The organism is Pseudomonas sp. TH49 (assembly GCF_016650625.1).
GTDB lineage: Bacteria > Pseudomonadota > Gammaproteobacteria > Pseudomonadales > Pseudomonadaceae > Aquipseudomonas > Aquipseudomonas fluorescens_H.
The window spans coordinates 2,050,094-2,072,908 of record NZ_JAEKFL010000001.1; the positions used below are offsets into that span (position 1 = coordinate 2,050,094).

General features: G+C 61.2%; 19 protein-coding genes. 10 read left to right on the forward strand and 9 right to left on the reverse strand.

Translation table 11 applies throughout. The features are described from left to right. Nucleotides 1-123: 123 nt before the first annotated feature. The 6 genes from epd to JFU48_RS09330 all read left to right on the forward strand — a co-directional run bounded on the left by epd (nt 124) and on the right by JFU48_RS09330 (nt 5,154). Entirely contained in the window at nt 124-1,182 is a 1,059-nt protein-coding gene (gene epd, locus JFU48_RS09305) for an erythrose-4-phosphate dehydrogenase (RefSeq protein ID WP_103485200.1), read from the forward strand. Between the two features lie 26 nt (nt 1,183-1,208). Further along, nucleotides 1,209-2,372 carry a phosphoglycerate kinase gene (locus JFU48_RS09310; protein WP_003229015.1) on the forward strand — a complete coding sequence of 388 codons (1,164 nt, stop codon included), beginning with the start codon at nt 1,209-1,211 and terminating at the stop codon, nt 2,370-2,372. 34 nt (nt 2,373-2,406) lie between these two features. Next, complete coding sequence (locus JFU48_RS09315) at nt 2,407-2,628, forward strand: hypothetical protein (protein WP_003229014.1); 222 nt, start codon at nt 2,407-2,409, stop codon at nt 2,626-2,628. Between the two features lie 57 nt (nt 2,629-2,685). Next, complete coding sequence (locus JFU48_RS09320; protein WP_201136376.1) at nt 2,686-3,018, forward strand: MliC family protein; 333 nt, start codon at nt 2,686-2,688, stop codon at nt 3,016-3,018. Nucleotides 3,019-3,270: 252 nt separating this feature from the next. After that, on the forward strand, nt 3,271-4,335 hold the full coding sequence (gene fba / locus JFU48_RS09325; RefSeq protein WP_003229012.1) for a class II fructose-bisphosphate aldolase: 1,065 nt from the start codon (nt 3,271-3,273) through the stop codon (nt 4,333-4,335). 447 nt (nt 4,336-4,782) lie between these two features. Beyond that, nucleotides 4,783-5,154 carry a DUF6124 family protein gene (locus tag JFU48_RS09330; protein ID WP_201136377.1) on the forward strand — a complete coding sequence of 124 codons (372 nt, stop codon included), beginning with the start codon at nt 4,783-4,785 and terminating at the stop codon, nt 5,152-5,154. A 198-nt stretch (nt 5,155-5,352) separates the two neighbouring features. On the opposite strand, the gene JFU48_RS09335 is transcribed toward JFU48_RS09330, so the two are convergent. Beyond that, on the reverse strand, nt 5,353-6,021 hold the full coding sequence (locus JFU48_RS09335) for a polysaccharide lyase family 7 protein (RefSeq protein ID WP_201136378.1): 669 nt from the start codon (nt 6,019-6,021) through the stop codon (nt 5,353-5,355). Between the two features lie 335 nt (nt 6,022-6,356). Here JFU48_RS09335 and JFU48_RS09340 point away from each other — a divergent pair, with 335 nt between their 5' ends. From JFU48_RS09340 to JFU48_RS09350, 3 genes are read left to right on the forward strand one after another with little or no spacing between them, the layout of a single operon-like run. Beyond that, nucleotides 6,357-8,480, forward strand: a complete 2,124-nt coding sequence (locus tag JFU48_RS09340) for a putative bifunctional diguanylate cyclase/phosphodiesterase (RefSeq protein WP_003229007.1) — start codon at nt 6,357-6,359, stop codon at nt 8,478-8,480. Between the two features lie 43 nt (nt 8,481-8,523). Next, nucleotides 8,524-9,015 (forward strand): M48 metallopeptidase family protein, encoded by a 492-nt coding sequence (locus tag JFU48_RS09345; protein ID WP_103485206.1) that lies wholly within the window; start codon nt 8,524-8,526, stop codon nt 9,013-9,015. 21 nt (nt 9,016-9,036) lie between these two features. Further along, nucleotides 9,037-9,333 (forward strand): winged helix-turn-helix domain-containing protein, encoded by a 297-nt coding sequence (locus tag JFU48_RS09350; RefSeq protein WP_003229005.1) that lies wholly within the window; start codon nt 9,037-9,039, stop codon nt 9,331-9,333. Nucleotides 9,334-9,449: 116 nt separating this feature from the next. On the opposite strand, the gene JFU48_RS09355 is transcribed toward JFU48_RS09350, so the two are convergent. After that, the gene (locus tag JFU48_RS09355; protein ID WP_003229004.1) at nt 9,450-9,902 is read right to left on the reverse strand and encodes a GNAT family N-acetyltransferase; all 453 of its coding nucleotides are present in this window, start codon (nt 9,900-9,902) and stop codon (nt 9,450-9,452) included. A gap of 256 nt (nt 9,903-10,158) precedes the next feature. On the opposite strand from JFU48_RS09355, the gene JFU48_RS09360 reads away from it, so the two are divergent. Next, a complete protein-coding gene (locus JFU48_RS09360; protein WP_103522145.1) occupies nt 10,159-10,896 on the forward strand; it encodes a substrate-binding periplasmic protein in 738 nt (245 codons plus the stop codon). 127 nt (nt 10,897-11,023) lie between these two features. On the opposite strand, the gene yccS is transcribed toward JFU48_RS09360, so the two are convergent. The 7 genes from yccS to betA all read right to left on the reverse strand — a co-directional run bounded on the left by yccS (nt 11,024) and on the right by betA (nt 22,779). Beyond that, entirely contained in the window at nt 11,024-13,207 is a 2,184-nt protein-coding gene (yccS, locus tag JFU48_RS09365) for a YccS family putative transporter (protein ID WP_103522146.1), read from the reverse strand. Nucleotides 13,208-13,436: 229 nt separating this feature from the next. Continuing rightward, on the reverse strand, nt 13,437-14,615 hold the full coding sequence (locus JFU48_RS09370) for an NAD(P)/FAD-dependent oxidoreductase (RefSeq protein WP_201136379.1): 1,179 nt from the start codon (nt 14,613-14,615) through the stop codon (nt 13,437-13,439). Between the two features lie 152 nt (nt 14,616-14,767). After that, nucleotides 14,768-16,153 carry an ATP-dependent RNA helicase DbpA gene (gene dbpA / locus JFU48_RS09375; protein ID WP_103485210.1) on the reverse strand — a complete coding sequence of 462 codons (1,386 nt, stop codon included), beginning with the start codon at nt 16,151-16,153 and terminating at the stop codon, nt 14,768-14,770. Between the two features lie 230 nt (nt 16,154-16,383). Next, the gene (gene mdtD, locus JFU48_RS09380; protein ID WP_201136380.1) at nt 16,384-17,823 is read right to left on the reverse strand and encodes a multidrug transporter subunit MdtD; all 1,440 of its coding nucleotides are present in this window, start codon (nt 17,821-17,823) and stop codon (nt 16,384-16,386) included. A 187-nt stretch (nt 17,824-18,010) separates the two neighbouring features. Beyond that, the gene (locus tag JFU48_RS09385) at nt 18,011-19,348 is read right to left on the reverse strand and encodes a TldD/PmbA family protein (protein ID WP_103485212.1); all 1,338 of its coding nucleotides are present in this window, start codon (nt 19,346-19,348) and stop codon (nt 18,011-18,013) included. After that, nucleotides 19,348-20,790, reverse strand: a complete 1,443-nt coding sequence (locus JFU48_RS09390; protein ID WP_201136381.1) for a TldD/PmbA family protein — start codon at nt 20,788-20,790, stop codon at nt 19,348-19,350. The genes JFU48_RS09385 and JFU48_RS09390 overlap by 1 nt, the downstream gene beginning before the upstream one ends. 285 nt (nt 20,791-21,075) lie before the next feature. Beyond that, a complete protein-coding gene (gene betA / locus JFU48_RS09395) occupies nt 21,076-22,779 on the reverse strand; it encodes a choline dehydrogenase (protein ID WP_201136382.1) in 1,704 nt (567 codons plus the stop codon). Nucleotides 22,780-22,815: the final 36 nt, after the last annotated feature.

The following is a 22,815-nucleotide window of genomic DNA, read 5'->3' on the forward strand; positions in this document are numbered from 1 at the left end:
GGATTTGTTGTGTGACACAAGCAGTGTTCACAACCCTGATCCAGTGTGGGAGCGGGCTTGCTCGCGAAATCGGTGGTTCAGACACCACTGCAATAACCGATTCAAACGGTAATCGAGAACCCCATGCCTCAACCGCGTCCCTACAAAGTTGCACTCAACGGCTACGGCCGGATTGGTCGTTGCGTCTTGCGTGCATTGTTTGAGCGAGGGGCGAAGGCAGGGTTTGAAATTGTCGCGATCAACGATCTGGCGGACATGGCCAGCATCGAATACCTGACACGCTTCGACTCCACCCACGGCCGCTTTCCCGGCGAAGTGCGAGTAGAAGGCGATTGTCTGCATATTAATGGCGACTGCGTGAAGGTCTTGCGCAGTGCCACCCCCGAAGGCATCGACTGGGCGGCGCTGGGCGTCGACCTGGTGCTTGAATGCTCCGGTGCTTACCACACCCGTGAAGACGGCCAGCGTTTCCTCGACGCCGGCGCGCCACGCGTGCTGTTCTCGCAGCCGATGGCCAGCGAGGCGGATGTCGACGCCACCATCGTCTACGGCGTCAATCAGGATTGCCTGACCGGCGCCGAACTGCTGGTGTCCAACGCCTCCTGCACCACCAACTGCGGCGTGCCGCTGTTGCGTCTGCTGGACAAGGCGATTGGCCTGGATTACGTGTCGATCACCACCATCCACTCGGCGATGAACGATCAGCCGGTGATCGACGCTTATCACCACGAAGACCTGCGCCGCACCCGTTCGGCGTTCCAGTCGGTGATCCCGGTGTCCACTGGTCTGGCGCGTGGCATCGAGCGCCTGCTGCCGGAACTTGCCGGGCGAATTCAGGCCAAAGCCGTACGCGTGCCGACGGTCAACGTGTCCTGCCTCGACATCACGATGCAGACCGCCACCGCGACCGACGCGAACGAGGTCAACCGGATCCTGCGCGAGGCCGCCACCAACGGCCCGCTCAAAGGTCTGCTGGCCTACACCGAGTTGCCGCATGCCAGCTGTGATTTCAACCATGACCCACATTCGGCCATCGTCGATGCCAGTCAGACCCGTGTTTCCGGCCCGAAGCTGGTGAACATCCTGGCCTGGTTCGACAACGAATGGGGTTTTGCCAACCGAATGCTGGACGTTGCAGAACACTATCTGCAAACAGCGATTTCAAAAAAACCTGCTCTCTAAGAACAGCTACTCAGGAAGTGCGACCCATGACCGTGTTGAAGATGTCCGACCTCGATCTGCAAGGTAAGCGCGTATTGATCCGCGAAGACCTCAACGTCCCAGTCAAGGACGGTGTTGTCACCAGCGATGCGCGTATCCTGGCTTCGCTGCCGACCATCAAGCTGGCCCTGGAAAAAGGCGCGGCGGTGATGGTGTGTTCGCACCTGGGCCGTCCGACCGAAGGCGAGTTCTCCGCCGAGAACAGCCTCAAGCCAGTCGCCGACTACCTGAGCAAGGCCCTGGGTCGCGAAGTGCCGCTGGTGGCCGATTACCTGGGCGGCGTTGACGTCAAGGCCGGCGACATCGTGCTGTTCGAAAACGTACGCTTCAACAAGGGCGAGAAAAAGAACGCCGACGACCTGGCCCAGCAATACGCCGCCCTGTGCGACGTGTTCGTGATGGACGCCTTCGGCACCGCGCACCGCGCCGAGGGTTCGACCCACGGCGTGGCCAAGTTCGCCAAAGTCGCCGCTGCCGGCCCGCTGCTGGCCGCTGAGCTGGACGCACTGGGCAAGGCGCTGGGTGCACCGGCCAAGCCAATGGCCGCGATTGTTGCCGGCTCCAAGGTGTCGACCAAACTCGACGTACTCAACAGCCTGAGCCAGATCTGCGATCAACTGATCGTCGGTGGCGGCATCGCCAACACCTTCCTGGCTGCTGCCGGTCACCCGGTCGGCAAGTCGCTGTACGAGCCGGACCTGCTGGACACCGCACGCGCCATCGCCGCCAAGGTCAGCGTGCCGCTGCCGGTGGACGTGGTCGTCGCCAAGGAATTCGCGGAAAGCGCCGAAGCCACCGTCAAGCTGATCGCTGACGTGGCTGCTGACGACATGATTCTGGACATTGGCCCGCAGACCGCCGCCAACTTCGCCGAACTGCTGAAATCGTCGAAAACCATCCTGTGGAACGGCCCGGTCGGCGTGTTCGAATTCGACCAGTTCGGCAACGGCACCAAAGTGCTGGCCCAGGCCATCGCTGACAGCGCGGCGTTCTCCATTGCCGGCGGTGGCGACACCCTGGCGGCCATCGATAAATATGGCGTGGCTGAGCAAATCTCCTACATTTCCACCGGTGGTGGCGCGTTCCTCGAATTCGTTGAAGGCAAGGTGCTGCCAGCCGTTGAAGTTCTGGAAAGCCGGGCCAAGGCCTGAGGCCGCCCGTTTGGCCAGGCAAAGGAGTGGTTACATGGTCAAGTCGTTAGTGCTGTTGTTGCTGACCGGTACATTGGCGGCCTGCGGGAGTAACCCTAAGGCCGAGGCGACACCTGCGCCGGATGCGGTGCAGAAAGGCTGCTACCAGGCCGACTGGCAGGCCGAAACCAACCCGGTGCTGAACAAGCGCTCGGGGCCGGACGGCCTGGACAAGTACGAGACGCAAACCCCGGCCAAGGAACATGGTTGTCCTTGACCGGTCTGACTCTTTAACTCAGGGCTGGCGGCGTGCGCCGTCAGTCGAGGAACACGGATGAAAGGCTTTATCGCCATTGCGGCGTTGGCATTGTTGGGCGGTTGCGCGCAGATGAATCTGTTTCAGTCGTCCGCCCCTGCTGACAACTGGACGACATGGACCTGCGACAGCCAGGCCAAAGTGCTGTGGCGCTACACCGATGCCAGCCAGAAGGAAGTCGATGTTCGACTGGGCGGCGGCGATCAGGTCTATCGCCTGAAAGAAGAACCGGGCGCCTCGGGCGTGCTGTACAGCGACGGCATGCTGGCGTTTCACGTCAAGGGTGACGAAGGCCTGGTGTACTGGGTCGCCACCAATGACCTGATTGGCCGCGGCTGCAAGGCGCAGTAATTGACACACCGCAGGCCCATTGTAGGAGTGAGCCTGCTCGCGATAGCGGTATGACAGTCGCTGCAGTACTGGCTGCAGGATTGCTATCGCGAGCAGGTTCACTCCTACAAGGGCTCTGCGTAGTTCTTGAGAATTTGCTTTATCGAATCACCAGACCGGGCTTCGACCCCCGATCTGCAATCACTTGAATAGCCGCCGCCGCTCCGGCAGGCTGGCACGATTAACGACCCTCAACCGGGAGAGACACACACAATGGCACTTATCAGCATGCGCCAGATGCTGGACCACGCAGCCGAGTTCGGCTACGGCGTTCCAGCCTTCAACGTCAACAACCTTGAGCAGATGCGCGCCATCATGGAAGCCGCTGACAAGACTGACTCCCCGGTGATCGTCCAGGCTTCGGCCGGCGCTCGCAAATACGCCGGCGCGCCATTCCTGCGTCACCTGATCCTGGCCGCGATCGAAGAATTCCCGCACATCCCGGTGTGCATGCACCAGGACCACGGCACCAGCCCTGACGTCTGCCAGCGCTCGATTCAACTGGGCTTCAGCTCGGTGATGATGGACGGCTCCCTCGGCGAAGACGGCAAGACCCCGACCGACTACGAATACAACGTCCGCGTGACCCAGCAGACCGTGGCCATGGCTCACGCCTGCGGCGTTTCGGTTGAAGGCGAGCTGGGCTGCCTGGGTTCGCTGGAAACCGGCATGGCCGGTGAAGAAGACGGCATCGGCGCTGAAGGCGTTCTGGATCACAGCCAGATGCTGACCGACCCGGAAGAAGCCGCTGATTTCGTCAAGAAGACTCAGGTCGATGCCCTGGCTATCGCCATCGGCACCAGCCACGGCGCCTACAAGTTCACCAAGCCACCTACCGGCGACGTGCTGGCGATCGACCGCATCAAGGAAATCCACAAACGCATCCCGAACACCCACCTGGTGATGCACGGTTCCTCTTCGGTTCCGCAAGAGTGGCTGGCGATCATCAACCAGTACGGCGGCGACATCAAAGAAACCTACGGCGTACCGGTTGAAGAAATCGTCGAAGGCATCAAGTACGGCGTACGCAAGGTCAACATCGACACCGACCTGCGCCTGGCATCCACCGGCGCCATGCGTCGCCTGATGGCCACCAACCCGAGCGAATTCGACCCACGCAAATTCTTCGGCGCGACCGTGACGGCGATGCGTGACGTGTGTATCGCTCGTTATGAAGCGTTCGGCACTGCCGGTAATGCTTCGAAGATCAAGCCGATCTCGCTGGAAGCGATGTTCCAGCGTTATCTGAAGGGTGAGTTGAACGCCAAGGTGAACTAAGCCTTAGCTTGAACCGCTGATACAAGAAACCCGCCGAGAGGCGGGTTTTTTGTGGTCGATGACGCTGTACTTAAATTCTGCATGAGGGGTAGTTACTGTTGGTTAAGGCTTGTCGGTCGTGCGCTCGTCCTACAGACATTGGCATTAGCCGGGAATATTCTGACAGGTCGCGTCGGTTGTCCCTCGGAAGTCGGCTAGATAGGCTTTAAGTGTCGCTGCAAATTCAGCGGCCGGACGTCGCAGTCCTGTCCTCTCACTTGGTGCATAATCGCCACCCCGAACCACAACGCCTCGGCTTTGTTGTTTGGTTGATGGTGGCTGTGCGCGGAATACCTTCGGGTATGCCGGGTTTCCAAGTGATCCGGTCTGCGACCCCGCGTACAGCTGCCTCCCCCCATCGCGTCGCAGCGATCAGTGGCAGCTCAATATCTCACTTGGAGTTTCACCATGATCAAGCCAACACCCAATCCCCCCGAGGCGGAATCCACGTCGCCCTACGAATCCCTCGACTCAAAAAAGCTCCACGACGCCGCCGAACGGGCGCTCGATCACTACCTCAAGCCGAACGCCGCCACTCTGAGGTTCCACAAACCCAGTACGATGTTCCAGGTCTCCCCGGGCATGGACAACGAAAGTCTGCTGGTCCATGCCTGCGAGTCACTCGCCTCCGCGAGCATCATGACCAGTGATATCGCGGCGTATGTGGAAAACCCGCAACGGCATACGATTCTGGCGATTCAGCAGATCATCATGTTGGCGGAGCTAGCGGTGACTCGGGTGCTGGATAATGTGGAAATCACATCTTCAGAACTCCGCTGAGCCCTTGTAGGAGTGAGCCTGCTCGCGATTGCGATCTGCCATTCAGCATTGTTGGCGACTGATACGCCGTTATCGCGAGCAGGCTCGCTCCTACAATTGGATCGTGTGCAGTCTGCAAGATATTGTTTGGCTGTCAGGGCGCCATCGCTGGCAAGCCAGCTCCCACAGGGTTTTGGGTAGGTCTTGAGGCCGCCGATATCACTTGTCGTGATCAATATCCAGCTTGGTAAATGTCACCTGCCCACCCTCACTGGTATACCCGGTGTTGTCCTGCACATACACGCCAGCCTTGAAGTACAGCGGCTTATTCCGCCAGGTTGCGCTGATCTGTGAATCCCACTGATAGCCTGCCGCGCTCACGCCGAGTGCGCCGCCGGGGCTGAGGTGGATCAGGTAGTTGAATTCGTTGTCCAGCTTGATACCGGTCGCCAGGGTGATGACACGGCTTTCGTCATCGTCCGGGTGCATGCGGACCTTGATCACCAGGTTGCCGGTCTGGGTCTTTTCCTTGTACTGGTATTCGAGCTTGACCATCGGCTTCTGGCTTTCATAGGCGTGGATCTGGCCGATGACGATCTTGCCGGAGCTGGGCACCTTGTTCACCGCGAGGGTCGCGCGCAGGGTGTTGTCGGCGTCCGGGTAGTACCAGTTGCGCAGGGTGCCGTTGCTGAAGGTTTCGCGCAGTTCGGTGCGCGGGTAGATGGCGTTTTCGGTTTTTGACCCGGTGACCGGGGACCAGAAAAACAGCGTGCCGCTGTCGGAATGGAAGTACTGATCCTTGAAGCCATTCACCAGTTTGGAGGTTTCGACGGTGTACGGCGGATTGCCGACGGGAACGCTGAGGTTCCAGGTTGCGAGATCGATCATGTCGGTTCTTCCACTCAATTCATCCTGAACGCGAGTGCCAGAAGCTCTAGCCCGCGCCTTTTCGGGCGGCCTTTATAAGCGTAGAGGACTTTTTTGTTAACGCCCGTTTGGCAGATGATTGGCGTCAACATCCTGTCGAAATGCCATCTGTGCCGGTTTCCGCGGGCTGCAGGGGTGACCGTTAGTCGGTAAATCGTCGCTTTGGCTAAATGATGGCGGCGTGACAGCTTCTGCTTTCACAGTTCCGGGACTAGAGTGATGACTCAGTAACTGTACGGTTTTCACAAGAAACCGACCGATATCCCGACAAGAGATGTCCCGACAAGAGAAGCAGCATGGAATGCGCGCAACCCCAGCCAGGTGAAGGCAGCTCTGTCCTTTTGATCGTTGATGATTACCCTGAAAACCTGATCAGCATGCGCGCGTTGCTGCAGCGTCAGGATTGGCACGTCATGACCGCCGCATCCGGCTTCGAGGCACTCAATCTGCTGCTCGAACACGACGTCGACCTGGTGCTGCTGGATGTGCAGATGCCGGGCATGGACGGCTTTGAAGTCGCGCGACTGATGCGCGGCAGTCAGCGCACACGCCTCACACCGATCATTTTCCTCACCGCCAACGAACAGTCCCAGGACGCCGTGATCAAGGGCTACGCCAGTGGTGCGGTGGATTATCTGTTCAAGCCGTTCGATCCGCAGATCCTCAAGCCGAAAGTCCAGGCGTTGCTCGAACACCAGCGCAACCGCCGCGCCTTGCAGCGCCTGAGTCATGATCTGGAGGTCGCGCGGGCCTTCAATGCCTCGGTACTGGATAACGCGGCGGAAGGCATTCTGGTACTCGGCGAGGACGGCTTGATCCGCTTCGCCAACCCGGCGATTTCGCGGCTGCTGAATGCACCGGTGAAGGAGCTGGAGGGCGAGGAATTTCTCGATTATCTGCAGAAACCGCACATCCCGCTGTGGGCCGATTCCGAGTTGTTGGCCGGCTATAAACGCGGAGAGACCCTGCGTCTGCACGATGCGTTGTTGCGCACGGCGCCGGGGCAGCAGGTGCCGGTGGCGTTGTCCTGCGCGCCGTTGCCGGCCGAGCAGCGGGCGATGGTGGTGACGGTGCTGGACATGTCGGTGGTGCGTCACCTGCATCAGCAGCTGGAATTTCAGGCAGTCACCGATCCGTTGACCGGTCTGCTCAATCGCCGGGGCTTTTATCAGACGGTGGAAAACCTGCTGCTGCGCGGTGAACGCAGCGACAGCAGTTGGGTGCTGTTGTACCTCGACCTCGATGGTTTCAAGCGGGTCAACGATTCCCTCGGTCACGATGCCGGCGACCGGGTGCTGCGCTGGGTCTCCGAGCAGTTGAAAGCCTGCCTGCGACCGTTCGATATTCTCGCGCGTATGGGCGGTGACGAGTTCACCGCATTGCTCGATCTGGAATTCCCCGAGCAAGCGGCGAAGATTGCCGAGAAACTCATCGAACGGGTGTCGATCTGTCAGCAAATCGAAGGGCTGGACATCGCCCTCGGCGCGAGTATCGGCATCGCCACCTACCCGGACTGCGGTTCTAACCTCGACGGCCTGCTGCGCGCCTCGGACATCGCCATGTATGAGGCGAAGCGCGCCGGGCGTCAGCAGTATCGTTTTTATGATCACGAAATGAACGGTCGCGCCCGCTCGCGGCTGATGCTCGAGGAAAGCGTGCGCAACGCCATCGAGAACCGCGATTTCAATCTGGTGTATCAGCCACAGGTCGCGATCGACAGCGGGCAGATCCGCGGTTTCGAGGCGTTGCTGCGCTGGCAGCATCCGAGCGTCGGCGATGTGCCGCCGGGGTTGTTCCTGCCGTTGCTGGAAGAGGCGCGGCTGATCAGTCGGCTCGGCAGCTGGATTTATCATCGCGGCGCCGGCCAGCGTAAAGCCTGGGAAACCCTGTTCGCCGAGGATCTGGTGCTTGGCGTGAGTTTGAGCAACACCCAGTTCGGGCTGCCGAACCTGGTCACCGAGTTACGCCAGGTGCTGGAGCGGCACTCGCTGCAGCCGCGGCAACTGGAGGTGGAAATCACCGAAGACGCGCTGATGCACAACCCCGACGAGACCCGCAAACAGCTGCGCCTGCTGCGTAATCTCGGGGTGCGCGTGGCGCTGGATGATTTTGGTTCGGGACCGTGTTCGCTGGCGCATCTGCGTGATCTGGAACTGGACACGCTCAAGCTCGATCGACACCTGATTGCGCGGCTGCCGGATTCGACGCGCGACGCGGCGCTGGTCAGCAACGTGATCAATCTGTGCAAGCAGTACGGTTTGCTGGTGATCGCCGAAGGCGTGGAAACCATCGAACAGTACCAATGGCTGCAAGCGCATGGCTGCGAATATGTGCAGGGTTTCCTGGTGGCGCGCCCGCTGACCTCCGAAGACGCCGCCAGCTTCGCCGAGCCCTTCGACTGGGGCGCGCTGCCGGTTTGAATTCGCTACACTGGCGCTCTTTTCGAACCGTGTTGCCGTGTCCATGACTGCGTTGAAATACCTCCAGGCCTACCCCGCGCAATTGCAGGATCAGGTGCGCAAACTGATCGCCGAACAGCGTCTGGGTGACTACCTGAGCCAACGCTATCCGGGGCGTCACGATGTGCAGAGCGACAAGGCGCTGTACAGCTACGCGCTGGACCTGAAGCAGGAATACCTGCGCAACGCGCCGGCCATCGACAAGGTGCTGTTCGACAACCGCCTCGACCTGACGCACCGCGCGCTGGGCCTGCACACCACGGTCTCAAGGGTGCAGGGCGGCAAGCTCAAGGCCAAGAAAGAGATTCGCATCGCCTCGTTGTTCAAGGAGGCAGCGCCCGAGTTCCTGAAGATGATCGTCGTGCATGAACTGGCGCACTTCAAGGAATCGGACCACAACAAGGCCTTCTATAAATTGTGCGAGCACATGCTGCCGGGGTATCACCAGGTCGAGTTCGATCTGCGGGTGTACCTGACGTGGCGGGATCTGCAATAGCCGTTAACAAGGAGCGTGTGGATGGACGTCAGCAAGACCAAAAGCAGTTTTTACCGGCGCCTGTATGTGGCCTACCTGATCGACAGCGGCCTGGCCCCAAGCGTCCCGGCGCTGACCGAAGTGACCGGCATGCCCCGGCGCACGGCGCAGGACACGATCGCCGCGCTGGCGGATCTGGATATCGTCTGTGAATTCGAGCAGGAAGAGGGCGCGCGCAACCATGCCGGGCGCTATCGGATTCGCGAGTGGGGGGCGATTGATCGCGGGTGGATCGAGCGTAATCTGCGGCAGATCAAGGCTGTGCTGGAGTATCCCTGAGTTTCGCAGTGCCTGAGCTGACGCCTTCGCGAGCAAGCCCGCTCCCACAGTAGACCGAGTTCCTTCAGATGGAATGCGATCAAAATGTGGGAGCGGGCTTGCTCGCGAAGGGGCCCTCAAGGACGACGCATGCCTATGTGCGGAATGTCATCCTCCAGATACTCCTCACCCGCCACGACAAACCCGTACCTGCCGTAATACCCCTGCAAATGCGCCTGCGCCGACAGATAGATCGGCACCTGCGGCCAATGCTTCTCGGCCTGTTTCAGTGCGTGTTCCATCATCACATGCCCCAGCCCTTTGCCACGGCCCTGCGGCGCAATGATCACGCGGCCGATCACCACGTCACCGCCCTGGGATTCGGGATCCAGCAGGCGTAGATAGGCCATCAACTGATCATCTTCCCAACCCATGAGGTGATGGGTGTCGCCGTCCAGATCCTGGCCGTCGAGGTCCGGGTAGGCGCATTTCTGTTCGACCACGAACACCTCCGAGCGCAGCTTCAACAGCGCGTACAGCTGCTCTTTGCCCAAATCGCTGTGATGCTTGCAGATCCACTCGATTGTCATCTTCCGACTCCTTGAACTCCGTCGCCCGATACTAAGCGCACAGGCCCTGGATGTCTGTATGGCGGAAGAGTCTGTGACAAAGGTCAAAATGCCATCATTCCTTTCTCGCGGCGGCGGCTGCTTTGTGTAATCTGCTGGAAAGCGCTGTGCACTGGCTTCAATGAGCTAATGTTAGGGCCTGGGTTTCGCCGGTAAGGGGCCTTGGGGTTTTGACTGAAAACACGCCGGGCAACTCGCCCGCTAAGGATTTTCAAGCATGCCGCGACTGCATCGAGCCTTTGCGTTGGTCGGATTGCTTTTGCTGGCCCAAACCGCCGCAGCGGACAAGTTGCGGCTGGTGTTCGATATCTGGCCACCGTTTACCGACGACACGCTGGTCAACGGCGGCCTGGCCACCGACATCGTCAGCACCGCGCTGGCGCGGGCCGGTTATGCCAGCGACTACGAACAGGTGCCGTGGGCGCGGGCGCTGCTGGGGGTTGGCGAGGGGCGCTACGACGTACTGGTCAACGCCTGGTACAACGACGAACGCACCAAACTCGGCCAGTTCTCTGGCGAATACCTGCTCAATCGCATCCGATTTCTCAAGCGCAAAGACACGCCGCTGGACTACAGCAACCTGGAGCAACTGCACACCTATCCGGTGGCGGTGGTGCGCGGCTATGCCTACTCGCAAGCGTTCGATGCGGATACCGCGCTCGAGAAAGTCCCTGTGCATAACTTCGCCATGGCCGTGCGCATGCTCGCGGCGGATCGGGTCAAGCTGACCCTGGAAGATGAATACGTCGCGCGTTATTACCTGGCCCGGGAGTCACCGAAAGTGCGCAACGCCGTGGAGTTTTTGCCCAAGCCGTTGAGCGAGAACAGCCTGCACATTCTGGTGAGCCTGAAGAACCCTGAGCATGAACAGATTGTGGCCGGGTTTGATAAAGCGATTGCGGCGATGAAGGCGGATGGGAGTTATGACCGGTTGTTGCGTCAGCATGGGATGTAGGGGTTGATCCGGAAATGGCTGTGTGGCTGATGGCCCTTTCGCGAGCAAGCCCGCTCCCACATTTGGAATGCGTTCTCCTGTGGGAGCGGGCTTGCTCGCGAAGAGGCCCTGACAAACACCGAAAAACTCAAGCTTCGCTGGTGTCCTTGATCAAATGTGCCGCCAACGTCCGCAACGGCCCCAGCTGCCGGCAGATCAACGCCAGTTGGGTCTGCACCAGCCGTTGCCCTTCATCGATCTCGTCCGGCATCTGCTCCAGCTCGTTGGCCAGTGCTTCCTCTTCGTCACTCTGAATCGCCACCGGCTGCTTGTTCGCCAGCCCCTGGGCGATGTCGTCGATGCTCGCGGCCAGTTTCACCCCGGCACCGTCGATCAGCTGTTCGCGCACGTCCGCCGGTAGCTGCGTTTCGCGATGCGCGCCGAGCCCGGACAGGTAACTGAGCAGGGTGTGTGACAGCACCAGGAAACGGAAGCCGACATCCGCCTCCTTCCGGAAATGCCCCGGCTCCATCAGCATGTTGGCCAAGGTGGTCGACAACGCCGCATCGGCGTTGTGCGCGTTGCGTCGGGCCAGGCGATAGGCGAGGTCGTCGCTCTTGCCGGCGGCGTATTGCTGCATGATCTGGCGCAGATAGATGCTGTTGCAGGTCAGGGTGTTGGCCAGCACTTTATTCAGGCGTCGACCCTGCCAGTCCGGCAGGAACAGGAACACCGTCAGGCCGGCGATCAGGCTGCCGAGCAGGGTATCGAACAGGCGCGGCAGGAACAGCCCGTAGCCATCGCCGATCTGGTTGAAGCAGAACAGCACCATGATCGTGATCGCGGCGGTCGCCACCGTGTAGCGCGTGGTGCGGTTGGTAAAGAACACCACCCCGGCGGCGATCGCGAAACACGACTGCACCAGCGGGCTGGGGAACAGATCGAACAGTGCCCACGCCACGGTCAGGCCGATGGCGGTGCCGAGAATCCGCTGCCCGAGTTTGCGCCGGGTCGCGCCGTAGTTCGGCTGGCAGACGAACAGGGTGGTCAGGATGATCCAGTAGCCCTGCGACGGGTGAATCAAGTGCACCATGCCGTAGCCGATACTCAGCGCCAGCGGCAGGCGCAGGGCATGGCGGAACAGCAGGGAAGTCGGCGTCAGCTGCGTACGCAGACGAATCCACACGTCCTTGAGGTTGCGCGGCGAGCGGTCGAGCAGGCTGCTGTCGGTGGCGTCCGCCAAGGCATCCGGGTTGCTCGCGTCGCTGAGCAAACGGTCGAGGGTGCCGAGGTTGGCTGCCAGTGCACGCAGCGAACGCAGGAGGCCGCGCCACGCCGGATTGCTCTGGATGCGCAGGTGTTCAAGGGAGGCATCGAGGTCAGTCAGCGCTTCGGCAAAACTGGCGTCGTAGACGAACGGCTGGCGCATCTGGATCGATTCGGCCAACGCGCGGCAGGCCTTGCCCTGCTGGCGCAACAAACGCTGGCAGCGGAACAGCACGTCGCTGTGAAAGAACGCATCGGCCAGCGCGTTGTACGGATAGTGCGAAGAGCTGGCGCGTTCGTGGATGTCCTGGGCGAGGAAATACAGCTTCAGATAACGGCTGACTTTCGAGCCCGGACGGCCGTTGCCGACCCGGTGCAAAATGATTTCCTTGGCACTGTTCAGCGCCGCTACCACTCGACCGTTCTGCTGCGCCAGTTCCAGCCGCCGCCCCTCGACGTCCAGTTGGCGGATCGGCTCGAACAGCGAGGCTTTCAGCTTCAGGTAGAAACCGAGTTCACGGAACAGCCGCGCCAGACTCTGCTGCACCGGCTGGTTGGAAAACATCGCTTGCCACAGCACCGAGAGCAGGCCGTACCACGCCGCACCGGCCACCAGCAGCATCGGTTCGTGCCAGAAATCGGTGACCGCGCCGCCGCGCTGATCCACGCCGATCATGGTGTAGACCGACAGAATCAACGTCGCCGAGGCAATCGCCCCGTAACGCTCGCCGAGCGCGCCGAGCATGGTCAGGCCGAAGCTGGCCAGTGCCAGAGCAATGGCAAACACGATGGGGTAGGGGAAGAGCAGTTCCACCGACAGCGCGGCGATGCTGAAACACACCAGTGTGACCGCCAGTGCGTTCAGGCGGCCCTGCCAACTGTCGTCGGTCTCGGCCAGGGCGCTGGCGATAATCCCCAGGAACAACGGGATCAACAGGCCCATTTCATCCTGATACCAACACAGCGCCATGCTGCCGGTCAGGGCGATGAACACCCGCACGCTGTAGCTGAATTTATCCAGCGCCCACAGGCGCCGCAAAGACTGACGAAACGAGGTCGAGGACATGAAGTGCGAAGGCCTTCCGAGGCGATGCCGCTAAATTGAGCCAGTAATGACGCCGACGCAATGGCGCCGATCACATCTGACAGCAAAAAGTGTTCCTTACTGCATCACACATAACAACTGTAGGAGTGAGCCTGCTCGCGATGGCGGTGTATCAGTCAGCCAATGATTGAATGACAGAAAGCAATCGCGAGCAGGCTCACTCCTACAGGGTTTTGTATGTAGCTTTGGATCAGACGTACTGCGCAGCCGCGTAGCCGGAGGCCCAGGCCCACTGGAAGTTGAAACCGCCCAGATGCCCGGTGACGTCGAGCACTTCGCCGACAAAATACAGGCCCGGGCTTTTCAGCGATTCCATGGTCTTGGACGACACTTCGCGGGTGTCAACGCCACCCAGCGTGACCTCGGCGGTGCGGTAGCCTTCGGTGCCGGCCGGGACGACTTTCCAACTGCCGAGCTTGTCGGCGATCTGCGCCAGTTCGGCGTGGGTGTACTGCTTCATCGGTTTGGAAACGAACCAGTTGTCCGCCAGCAGATTGGCCATCTTCTTGGTGAAGATTTCACCAAGCAAAGTTTTCAGCTCGCTGTTCGGGCGCTCGGCGACTTGCTGTTGCAGCCATGCCGCGGTGTCGTGGTCCGGCAGCAGGTTGATCTCCACGGTATCGCCCGGCTCCCAGAACGACGAGATCTGCAGAATCGCCGGGCCGCTGAGGCCACGGTGAGTGAACAGAATGTTCTCGCGAAAGCTCTGCTCGTTGCAGCTGACCAGACAATCCACCGAAGTACCGGACAGCTCGGTGCACAGTTCCTTGAGCTGGTCGGTGATGGTGAACGGCACCAGCCCGGCGCGGGTCGGCAGCAGTTCATGGCCGAACTGTTTGGCCACCTGATAACCGAAGCCTGTAGCGCCCAGCGTCGGGATCGACAGCCCGCCGGTGGCAATCACTAGCGACTGGCACTGGAGCTGGCCGAGGGTGGTGTCGAGCAGGTAACCGTTCTCGACTTTCTCGATGGTCTGGATCGAGGTGTCCAGGTGCAGCTCGACGCCGACCTGATCGCACTCGTCGAGCAGCATGCCGAGGATGTCGCTGGATTTGTTATCGCAGAACAGCTGGCCGAGTTTCTTCTCGTGGTACGGCACGCCGTGCTTGGCGACCATGCCGATGAAATCCCACTGGGTGTAGCGCGCCAGTGCCGATTTGCAGAAATGCGGATTGTGCGAGAGGAAATTGCTCGGCTCGGTGTACATGTTGGTGAAATTGCAGCGGCCACCACCGGACATCAGGATTTTCTTGCCGGCCTTGTTCGCGTGGTCGAGCAGCAGCACCTGACGCCCACGCCCGGCGGCGGTCAGTGCACACATCAACCCTGCGGCGCCAGCGCCAATGATCACGACTTCGGTAGAGCGCAAAACGGTGTCCTCTTGGTGGGTCGCTACAAAACAAATTGTGGGAGCGGGCTTGCTCGCGAAAGCGGTGTGTCATTCAACATGATGTCGACTGACAGATTGCATTCGCGAGCAAGCCCGCTCCCACAGGAGATCTTCTTTGGGGCGAAGATCGTTTACAAAACCCGCACGCGAAGCGAACGGCCCTTGATCTTGCCGTTGTTCAAGCGCTGCAGCGCCTGCATGACCACGGTGCGTTCAACGGCCACATACGACTGGAAGTCGAAGATCGCGATCTTGCCCACCTGCGCGCCCGGGATGCCGGCGTCGCCGGTCAGTGCGCCGAGGATGTCGCCCGGACGCACTTTGTCTTTACGCCCGCCGGCGATGCACAGCGTGCTCATCGGGGGCTGCAGCGGGGCACCGCCCTGGGACTTGAGGTTGTCGACCTGATCCCAGTTCAGCGGAGCTTTCTGCAGCTGTTCGATGGCTTGCGCGCGATGCGCTTCGGACGGCGCAACGAGGCTGACCGCGATGCCTTTCTCGCCGGCACGACCGGTACGGCCAACGCGGTGAATGTGGATTTCCGAGTCACGGGCCAACTCGACGTTGATCACCATGTCCAGCGCATCGATGTCCAGACCACGGGCGGCCACGTCGGTGGCGACCAGGACCGACGTACTGCGGTTGGCGAACATCGCCAGCACTTGGTCGCGGTCACGCTGTTCCAGATCGCCATGCAGGCCGACGGCAGAGATGCCTTTGGAGGTCAGGTGATCGACGGTTTCCTGCACCTGCTGCTTGGTGAAGCAGAACGCCACGCAGGAGTCCGGGCGGAAGTGGTGCAGGACTTTGGTCACTGCGCTCATGCGCTCTTCCGGAGAAATTTCGTAGAAGCGCTGTTCGATCTGCGTGTCGTCATGGAACGCTTCGGCTTTCACCGTTTGCGGATCGCGCATGAATTTCGACGCCAGTTGCTTGATGCCCACCGGATAGGTGGCGGAGAACAGCAGGGTCTGACGGCGTGCCGGAGTCTTTTCGATGATGTCTTCGATGGCGTCGTAGAAGCCCATGTCGAGCATGCGGTCGGCTTCGTCGAGGATCAGCGTGTTCAGACCGTCGAGCACCAGCGAACCCTTGCGCAGGTGCTGCTGGATACGCCCCGGGGTGCCGACGATGATGTGCGCGCCGTGCTCCAGCGAAGCGATCTGCGGGCCGAACGACACACCGCCGCACAGGGTCAGGACCTTGATGTTGTCTTCGGCACGGGCCAGACGCCGGACTTCCTTGGCGACCTGGTCGGCCAGCTCACGGGTCGGGCAGATCACCAGCGCCTGGCAACCGAAGTAACGCGGGTTGATCGGGTTCAGCAGGCCGATGCCGAACGCGGCGGTCTTGCCGCTGCCGGTCTTGGCCTGGGCGATCAGGTCCATCCCCTTGAGGATCACCGGCAAGCTCTGCGCCTGGATCGGCGTCATCTGGGCATAACCGAGGGATTCGAGGTTAGCCAGCATGGCGGCGGACAGCGGCAGAGTATTAAAAGCGGTGGCGATGGTGGTCACGGGACTGGCCTGCAAAACAAAATGTCGCGCAGTGTAGCAGCCCCGTGCCACTTTCCTCGAAAGTTCTGGACGAACAGTGCCTGAATCTCATGGAAAGAGATCAACTGTGGCGAGGGAGCTTGCTCCCGCTGGGGCGCGAAGCGGCCCCGCTCTTCAACTCAAAAAGCGGGGGCCTGCTGCGCAGTCCAGCGGGAGCAAGCTCCCTCGCCACAAAGGCCTTCGCTGTTTGGTCAGTGTTCGATGTGTTCATCCGGATGTTCATCCGGGCGTTTGACCCGGCGGCCGTCTTCTTTCGACAGTTGCGAGAAGATCGTCGCCGCCAGCATCGCCATCACTCCGACCGTGACAAACGTCAGCTGGAACGCGCCCAACACGGTTTCGACACCGTCGTTGCCGATCTCCGCCGTAAACCCGCCAAGCAACGCACCGGCACAGGCCACCCCCAGACTCAGCGACAGTTGCGCCACCACCGACAGCAAGCTGTTGCCGCTGCTGGCGCTGGCGTCGTCGAGGTCGATCAGGGTCACGGTGTTCATCGCGGTGAACTGCAGCGAGTTGATTGCGCCGAGAATCGCCAGCAGGCACAGCAACAGCCAATAAGGCGTCTGCTCACTGACCAGGCCCATGCTCGCCAGCATGATCCCCAGCGCCAGGGTGTTGCCGGTGAGCACGATGCGATAGCCAAGACGTTCGATCAGCGGTCGCGCCACCCACTTGGCGATCATTGCCGCCGCCGCCAGTGGCAGCATGCTCATCCCGGCTTGCGCCGGTGAATAACCCAGCGCCACTTGCAGCAGCAACGGCACCAGAAACGGCAGGGCACCGCTGCCCAGACGGGCGAACAGGTTGCCGATGATCCCGACCGCAAAGGTCCGGGTCTTGAACAGCGATGGCGAGAACAGTGGATTTTCGACACGCCCGGCACGCAGCCAGTAAGCCGCCAGACAGGCCAGCCCGCCGAACAGCAGCAACATCACCCGCAGGTGCGGCAAGTGCAGTTCGCCCAGGCCTTCCATGGCGATGGTGATCAGGATCATCGCCGCGCCGAACAGCAGGAAACCGAGGCTATCGAAACGCGTGCGCTCGGTGCCGCGCAGGTCGGGAATGAATTTCCACACCGCGTAGCAACCGATGAGGCCGACCGGCAGGTTGATCAGAAAGATCCAGTGCCACGTCAGGTATTGCACCATCCAGCCGCCCATGGTCGGGCCGATCAGCGGGCCGAGCAGGCCGGGAATGGTGATGAACCCCATGATCCGCACCAGTTCCGAACGCGGGTAGGCGCGCAGCACCACCAGCCGCCCGACGGGCAACATCAGCGCACCACCGAGGCCCTGAATGACCCGCGCGCCGACCAGCATGGTCAGGCTGCTGGATAACGCGCAGAGCAGTGAGCCGAAACTGAACAGCAGGATCGCGCCGAAGAAGATTTTCTTGGTGCCGAAGCGGTCGGCGATCCAGCCCGAGGCCGGAATCAGCAAGGCCACGGTGAGCATGTAGGCGATGACCACGCCTTGCATGCGCAACGGGTTTTCGGCCAGATCCTTGGCCATGGCCGGCAGGGCGGTGTTGAGGATGGTCCCGTCGAGGGACTGCATGAAGAACGCAATGGCGACGACCCACGGCAACCAGCGGGCGGTAATGGCGTCGAGAGGCGGGCGTGTGGGCATGGAACCTCTTGTGGGTTATTGATCCGAATGCTTGTCCTGGCTTGAAGCTTTTGTGGCGAGGGAGCTTGCTCCCGCTCGGCTGCGCAGCAGCCGTAAATTCAGCCAACCCGGTATTACAGGAACACCGAGTTGACAGGTTTTGGGGGCGCTTCGCACCCCAGCGGGAGCAAGCTCCCTCGCCACAGTGTTATAGCGTTAGCGTGAGTCGGCTCACCAGCGCCCCCGGCAGCAGCGCCGACGAGGTATTGCGCTGGCTATACGTGCTCGCCGACAGCAGCAACTCGCGCTCGGCGGTCAACGCTTCCAGCTGCGAACCCAGCAGGTTGTAGGCGCTGTCGTCGAAACGCATGGTGCTGACCGGCGCCTGAATCTCGCCGTTCTCGACCCAGAAAGTTGCGAAGCGGGTCATGCCGGTCAGGCGTGCCGCCGGTTGATCCGAGAAGTTCAGGTACCACAGGTTGCTGATGTACAACCCGGTGCCCAACTGCTTGAGAATCTCTGCCTGTGACAGATCACCGGCCGCCATGTTCAGTGCGCTCGGCGATTCGCCGCCGCTGGCACCGTTGGCGGTCAGGCCGTATTCGGCGGCACTGCGTGAACCGACCAATTGATCACCGGCCTTGCCTTCGACGATCAGCCGCAGATCGCTGCGCGGATAACCCTCGGCGGAAAACGCCGGACTCAACGATTCGCTGACTTTCTCATCCAGCGATACCAGTGGACTGAACGTCTGATCGCCGACATACAGCTTCTGCAGCGGGCTGCTCTTGCTGGCAATCGACTGCGCCGAGAAACCGCCCCAGCTGAGCATGCCCATGATTTCTTCCAGCGCGGCCGGCGCCAGATAAGCCCGGTATTGCCCCGGTGCCAGAGTACGTAGCGGGCGACCGAGGAACGCCAGTTGCTCGCGGGCCTGCTGGAAGCGTCGGGCGAATCCTTCGCTGCTCCAGTCGTGCCCGGCGTAGCTGGCCTTTACCGCTTCGCCATTTTCGTGGAACAGGCTGAAGTCGAAGTTGAAGCTGTTGGCTTGATGCCAGCCGAACGCCCCCGAGGAACTGGCGAAACCACGGCTGATCGGGCCGGCAGCATAGAAACCGACCAGATCCAGACCTTCAGCAGCGGTGCAGATTTCCTCGACCACCTGCTCGGTGTCCGGTAACGGGTGTTCCTGCACGTTGTTGCTCTGCCAGCCGTTGTGATTGAGCAGCAGGTACGGATCCTGCGGCAGCAGCGGCAGGGTTTCGCGCAGTTGCTGCAGGCCTTCGGCGAGGCGTTGCAGATCGGCTTCCTGATCACCGGACAGGGTGATGTGCAGGTCAGCGTGGCGGCCGTCGTTGATCAGTTTCAGCCCGACGTCGGCTTGCTGCACCTGGCCGGCCTGACGCACCTTGGCGTGGTTGAAACGGACGAACGCCGACGATTCGGCGGCATAGCTGAGCGTGAACTGTTCCGGCTCGCGCACACTGTCGCGCAGCCAATTGACGATGACCTTGAAGGCGTCGGACTGACTCTTCGAAATGCTCATCAGGCGTCTCCCCCAAACACATCAACGTTGCTGAATACGCAGGCCGGCGAAGCGTGGCCGACGCGGATCACCTGGTTCGGCTCGCCCTTGCCGCAGTTTGGCGTGCCCAGCACCATCCGGGTGCCGGCATCGCCGACCGCGCGCAGACTCTTCCAGAAGTACGCGGATATGCCCCGGTAGTTCGGATTTTTCACCACACCTTTAAGTTCACCGTTCTCGATCAACTGACCCCACTCGCAACCGAACTGGAATTTGTTGCGCGCGTCGTCAATCGACCACGAACGGTTGGTGCTCATCAGAATGCCATGCTCGATGCCGCTGATCAGTTGCGTCAGCGACTGATCGCCCGGCTCGATGTTGAGGTTGGCCATGCGGTCGATCGGCGGCCGGTTCCAGCCGCAGGCGCGGCTGTTGGCAACCCCGTCGAGACCGGCGCGGAACTGCGACAGCGCGCCGCCCAGTGGCCGCAGCAGCAAGCCTTCGCGAATCAGGAATTGTTTGCTGGCCTTGGTGCCGTCGTCATCGTGGCCGTAGCTGGCGAGTTCTTCGGGAATGTCCGGATCGAAGGTCACGTTGAGCAGTTTCGAGCCATATTGCAGGCTGCCGAAGTCACTGGTTTTGACGAAGCTGGTGCCGGCGTAGTTGCGCTCGTCACCGAGGATCCGGTCCAGCTCCAGCGGGTGACCGATGGACTCGTGGATCTGCAGCATCATCTGGTCCGGCATCAGCAATAGATCGCGCGGGCCTTGCGGGGTGTTCGGCGCGAGCAGCAGTTGCAGGGCCTGATCGGCCACTTTCGGGCCGGCGCCGACCAGGCCGCAACGGCTGATCACGTCCGCGCCGCCCTGCTGGCCGAAGTTCTCGCGGCCGAGGGAGCGGGTCTGGCTGTCGTTGCCGTCGTAGGCGGTGACATCCAGGCTCGGATAGACGAAGCGCTGGGCCTGGCGCAATTCGGCACCGGCGCTGCTCAGGTAGATCTGTTCGACATGGGTGATGCCGATGCTCGCTTCCCAATTCACCAGGCGCTCATCCTTTGGCACCGAGGCGGATTCCGCGCCGAGCAGCTCGAAGCATTCGCTCAGGGACGGGAAGGGTTGCTCGAGATTGGGCGAAAAGTAATCAGCGCGGTCGCTCGACACTGGCTGGTCGCGCAGGTCGAGCAGGGCGTGCGGCTTGAGCCGCCGGGCCTGCTGCTCGGCGCGTGCAAGGGCGGCTTGCAGGCCTTGCTGCGACAGGTCGTTGGTCGCCGCGTAGGCTTCAACGCCGTTGACGCGCACGGTGAGCATCGCCCCTTCGTCGCGGCTCAGGCTTGGTGGCTCGGCGACGTTCTTGCGCACCGACAGGTACTGGCCGGACTCGCGTACATACCGTAGGGAAAAAAACTCGGCGCCCGTGCGCAAGGCAGCGAAGCGCTGCTTGAGCTGGGGGTGGAAATCGAACATTCGGGAACCTCCTTGTTATGGAGTTGCGGGGTGAAGCGATTCGGCGGGGAGGGGTGAAACGGTTGCGCGAGGTCTAGAGTAGGCCTGCGTGGGGGTAGGATCAAGTGAAGAGGGGGTGTAGGAGGATTTACTGTGCAGCAGGGAGATGGAGGCTGATTTTCAGGGCCTCATCGCGAGCAGGCTCACTCCTACAGTTAATCTCCAGTGTTCACATAATGCGTGTTCACTGGAGATCCTTGTAGGAGTGAGCCTGCTCGCGATTAGCCGTGACGCGGTGTAATGGAATTACTGAGCAACAGGCGTGATATCACGCATCGGCTTGCCTTTCACCGGCGCATTGCCAGCGACGTAGTACGCTGCGGTGCTGCGCGGCAGCGGTTTGCGGCCACGGATCTTGTCGGCGATTTTCTCCGCCATCATGATCGTCGGCGCGTTCAGGTTGCCGGTGGTGATGATCGGCATGATCGAAGCATCGACCACACGCAGGCTCTGCATGCCGTGCACGCGACCTTCGCCATCCACTACGGCCATCTCGTCGGTGCCCATCTTGCACGAGCAGGACGGGTGGAACGCGGTTTCGGCGTGCTCGCGGATGAACTTGTCCAACTGCTCATCGGTTTGCACTTCGATGCCCGGGCTGATTTCGCGGCCACGGAAGGCGTCCAGTGCCGGCTGTTGCATGATTTCGCGGGTCAGGCGGATGCCGTCACGGAATTCCTGCCAGTCCTGCTCGGTGGCCATGTAGTTGAACAGGATGCTCGGGTGCTGGCGCGGATCCTTGGATTTGACCTGGATGCGGCCACGGCTCGGCGAACGCATGGAACCCATGTGCGCCTGGAAGCCGTGCTCTTTCACACCGTTGCTGCCGTTGTAGTTAATCGCCACCGGCAGGAAGTGGTACTGGATGTTCGGCCATTCGAACTCTTCGCGAGTCCGGATGAAACCGCCGGCTTCGAACTGGTTGCTGGCGCCGATGCCGGTGCCGTTGAACAGCCACTCGGCACCGATGGCCGGCTGGTTGTACCAGAGCAGCGACGGGTACAGCGAGACCGGTTGGGTGCAGGCGTATTGCAGGTACAGCTCAAGGTGATCCTGCAGGTTTTCACCGACGCCCGGCAGGTCGTGGACGACCGGGATGTCGAGGCTTTCCAGCAGTTTTGCCGGGCCGACACCGGAGCGCTGCAGAATCTGTGGCGAAGCGATGGCGCCGGAGCACAGCAGGACTTCTTTGCGTGCTTTGGCTTCAACGCGTTCTTCCGCCGAACCGACCAGGTAACGTACGCCGATCGCACGCTTGCCTTCGAACAGAATCTTGTCGGTCAGGGCGTGGGTGACGATGGTCAGGGTCGAGCGCTTTTTGGCGACGTCGAGGTAGCCACGGGCGGTGGAAGCACGACGGCCGTTCGGCGTCACGGTGCGGTCCATCGGGCCGAAGCCTTCCTGCTGGTAGCCGTTCAAGTCTTCGGTGCGCGGGTAACCGGCCTGCACGCCAGCTTCAACCATGGCGTGGAACAGTGGGTTGTTGCCCGCCTTCGGCGTGGTCACGCTGACCGGACCGTCGCCACCGTGGTAGTCGTTCGGGCCGATGTCGCGGGTTTCCGCTTTGCGGAAGTACGGCAGGCAGTCGAGGTAGGTCCAGTCTTCCAGACCTGGCAGTTTCGCCCAGTTGTCGTAGTCCATCGCGTTGCCACGGATGTAGCACATGCCGTTGATCAGCGAGGAACCGCCGAGGCCTTTGCCGCGACCGCATTCCATCCGGCGACCGTCCATGTGTGGCTCTGGATCGGTTTCGTACGCCCAGTTGTAGCGACGACCCTGCAGCGGGAATGCCAGCGCGGCCGGCATTTGTGTGCGGAAGTCGAAACGGTAGTCCGGGCCGCCTGCTTCGAGCAGCAGAACGGTGACGCCTTCGTCTTCAGTCAGACGGGTCGCCAGGGTGTTACCGGCCGAGCCGGCACCGATGATGATGTAATCGAATTCTTGGGACATTGAATGCACCCTCTTTAGATGTGGTCAGGCTGCCGA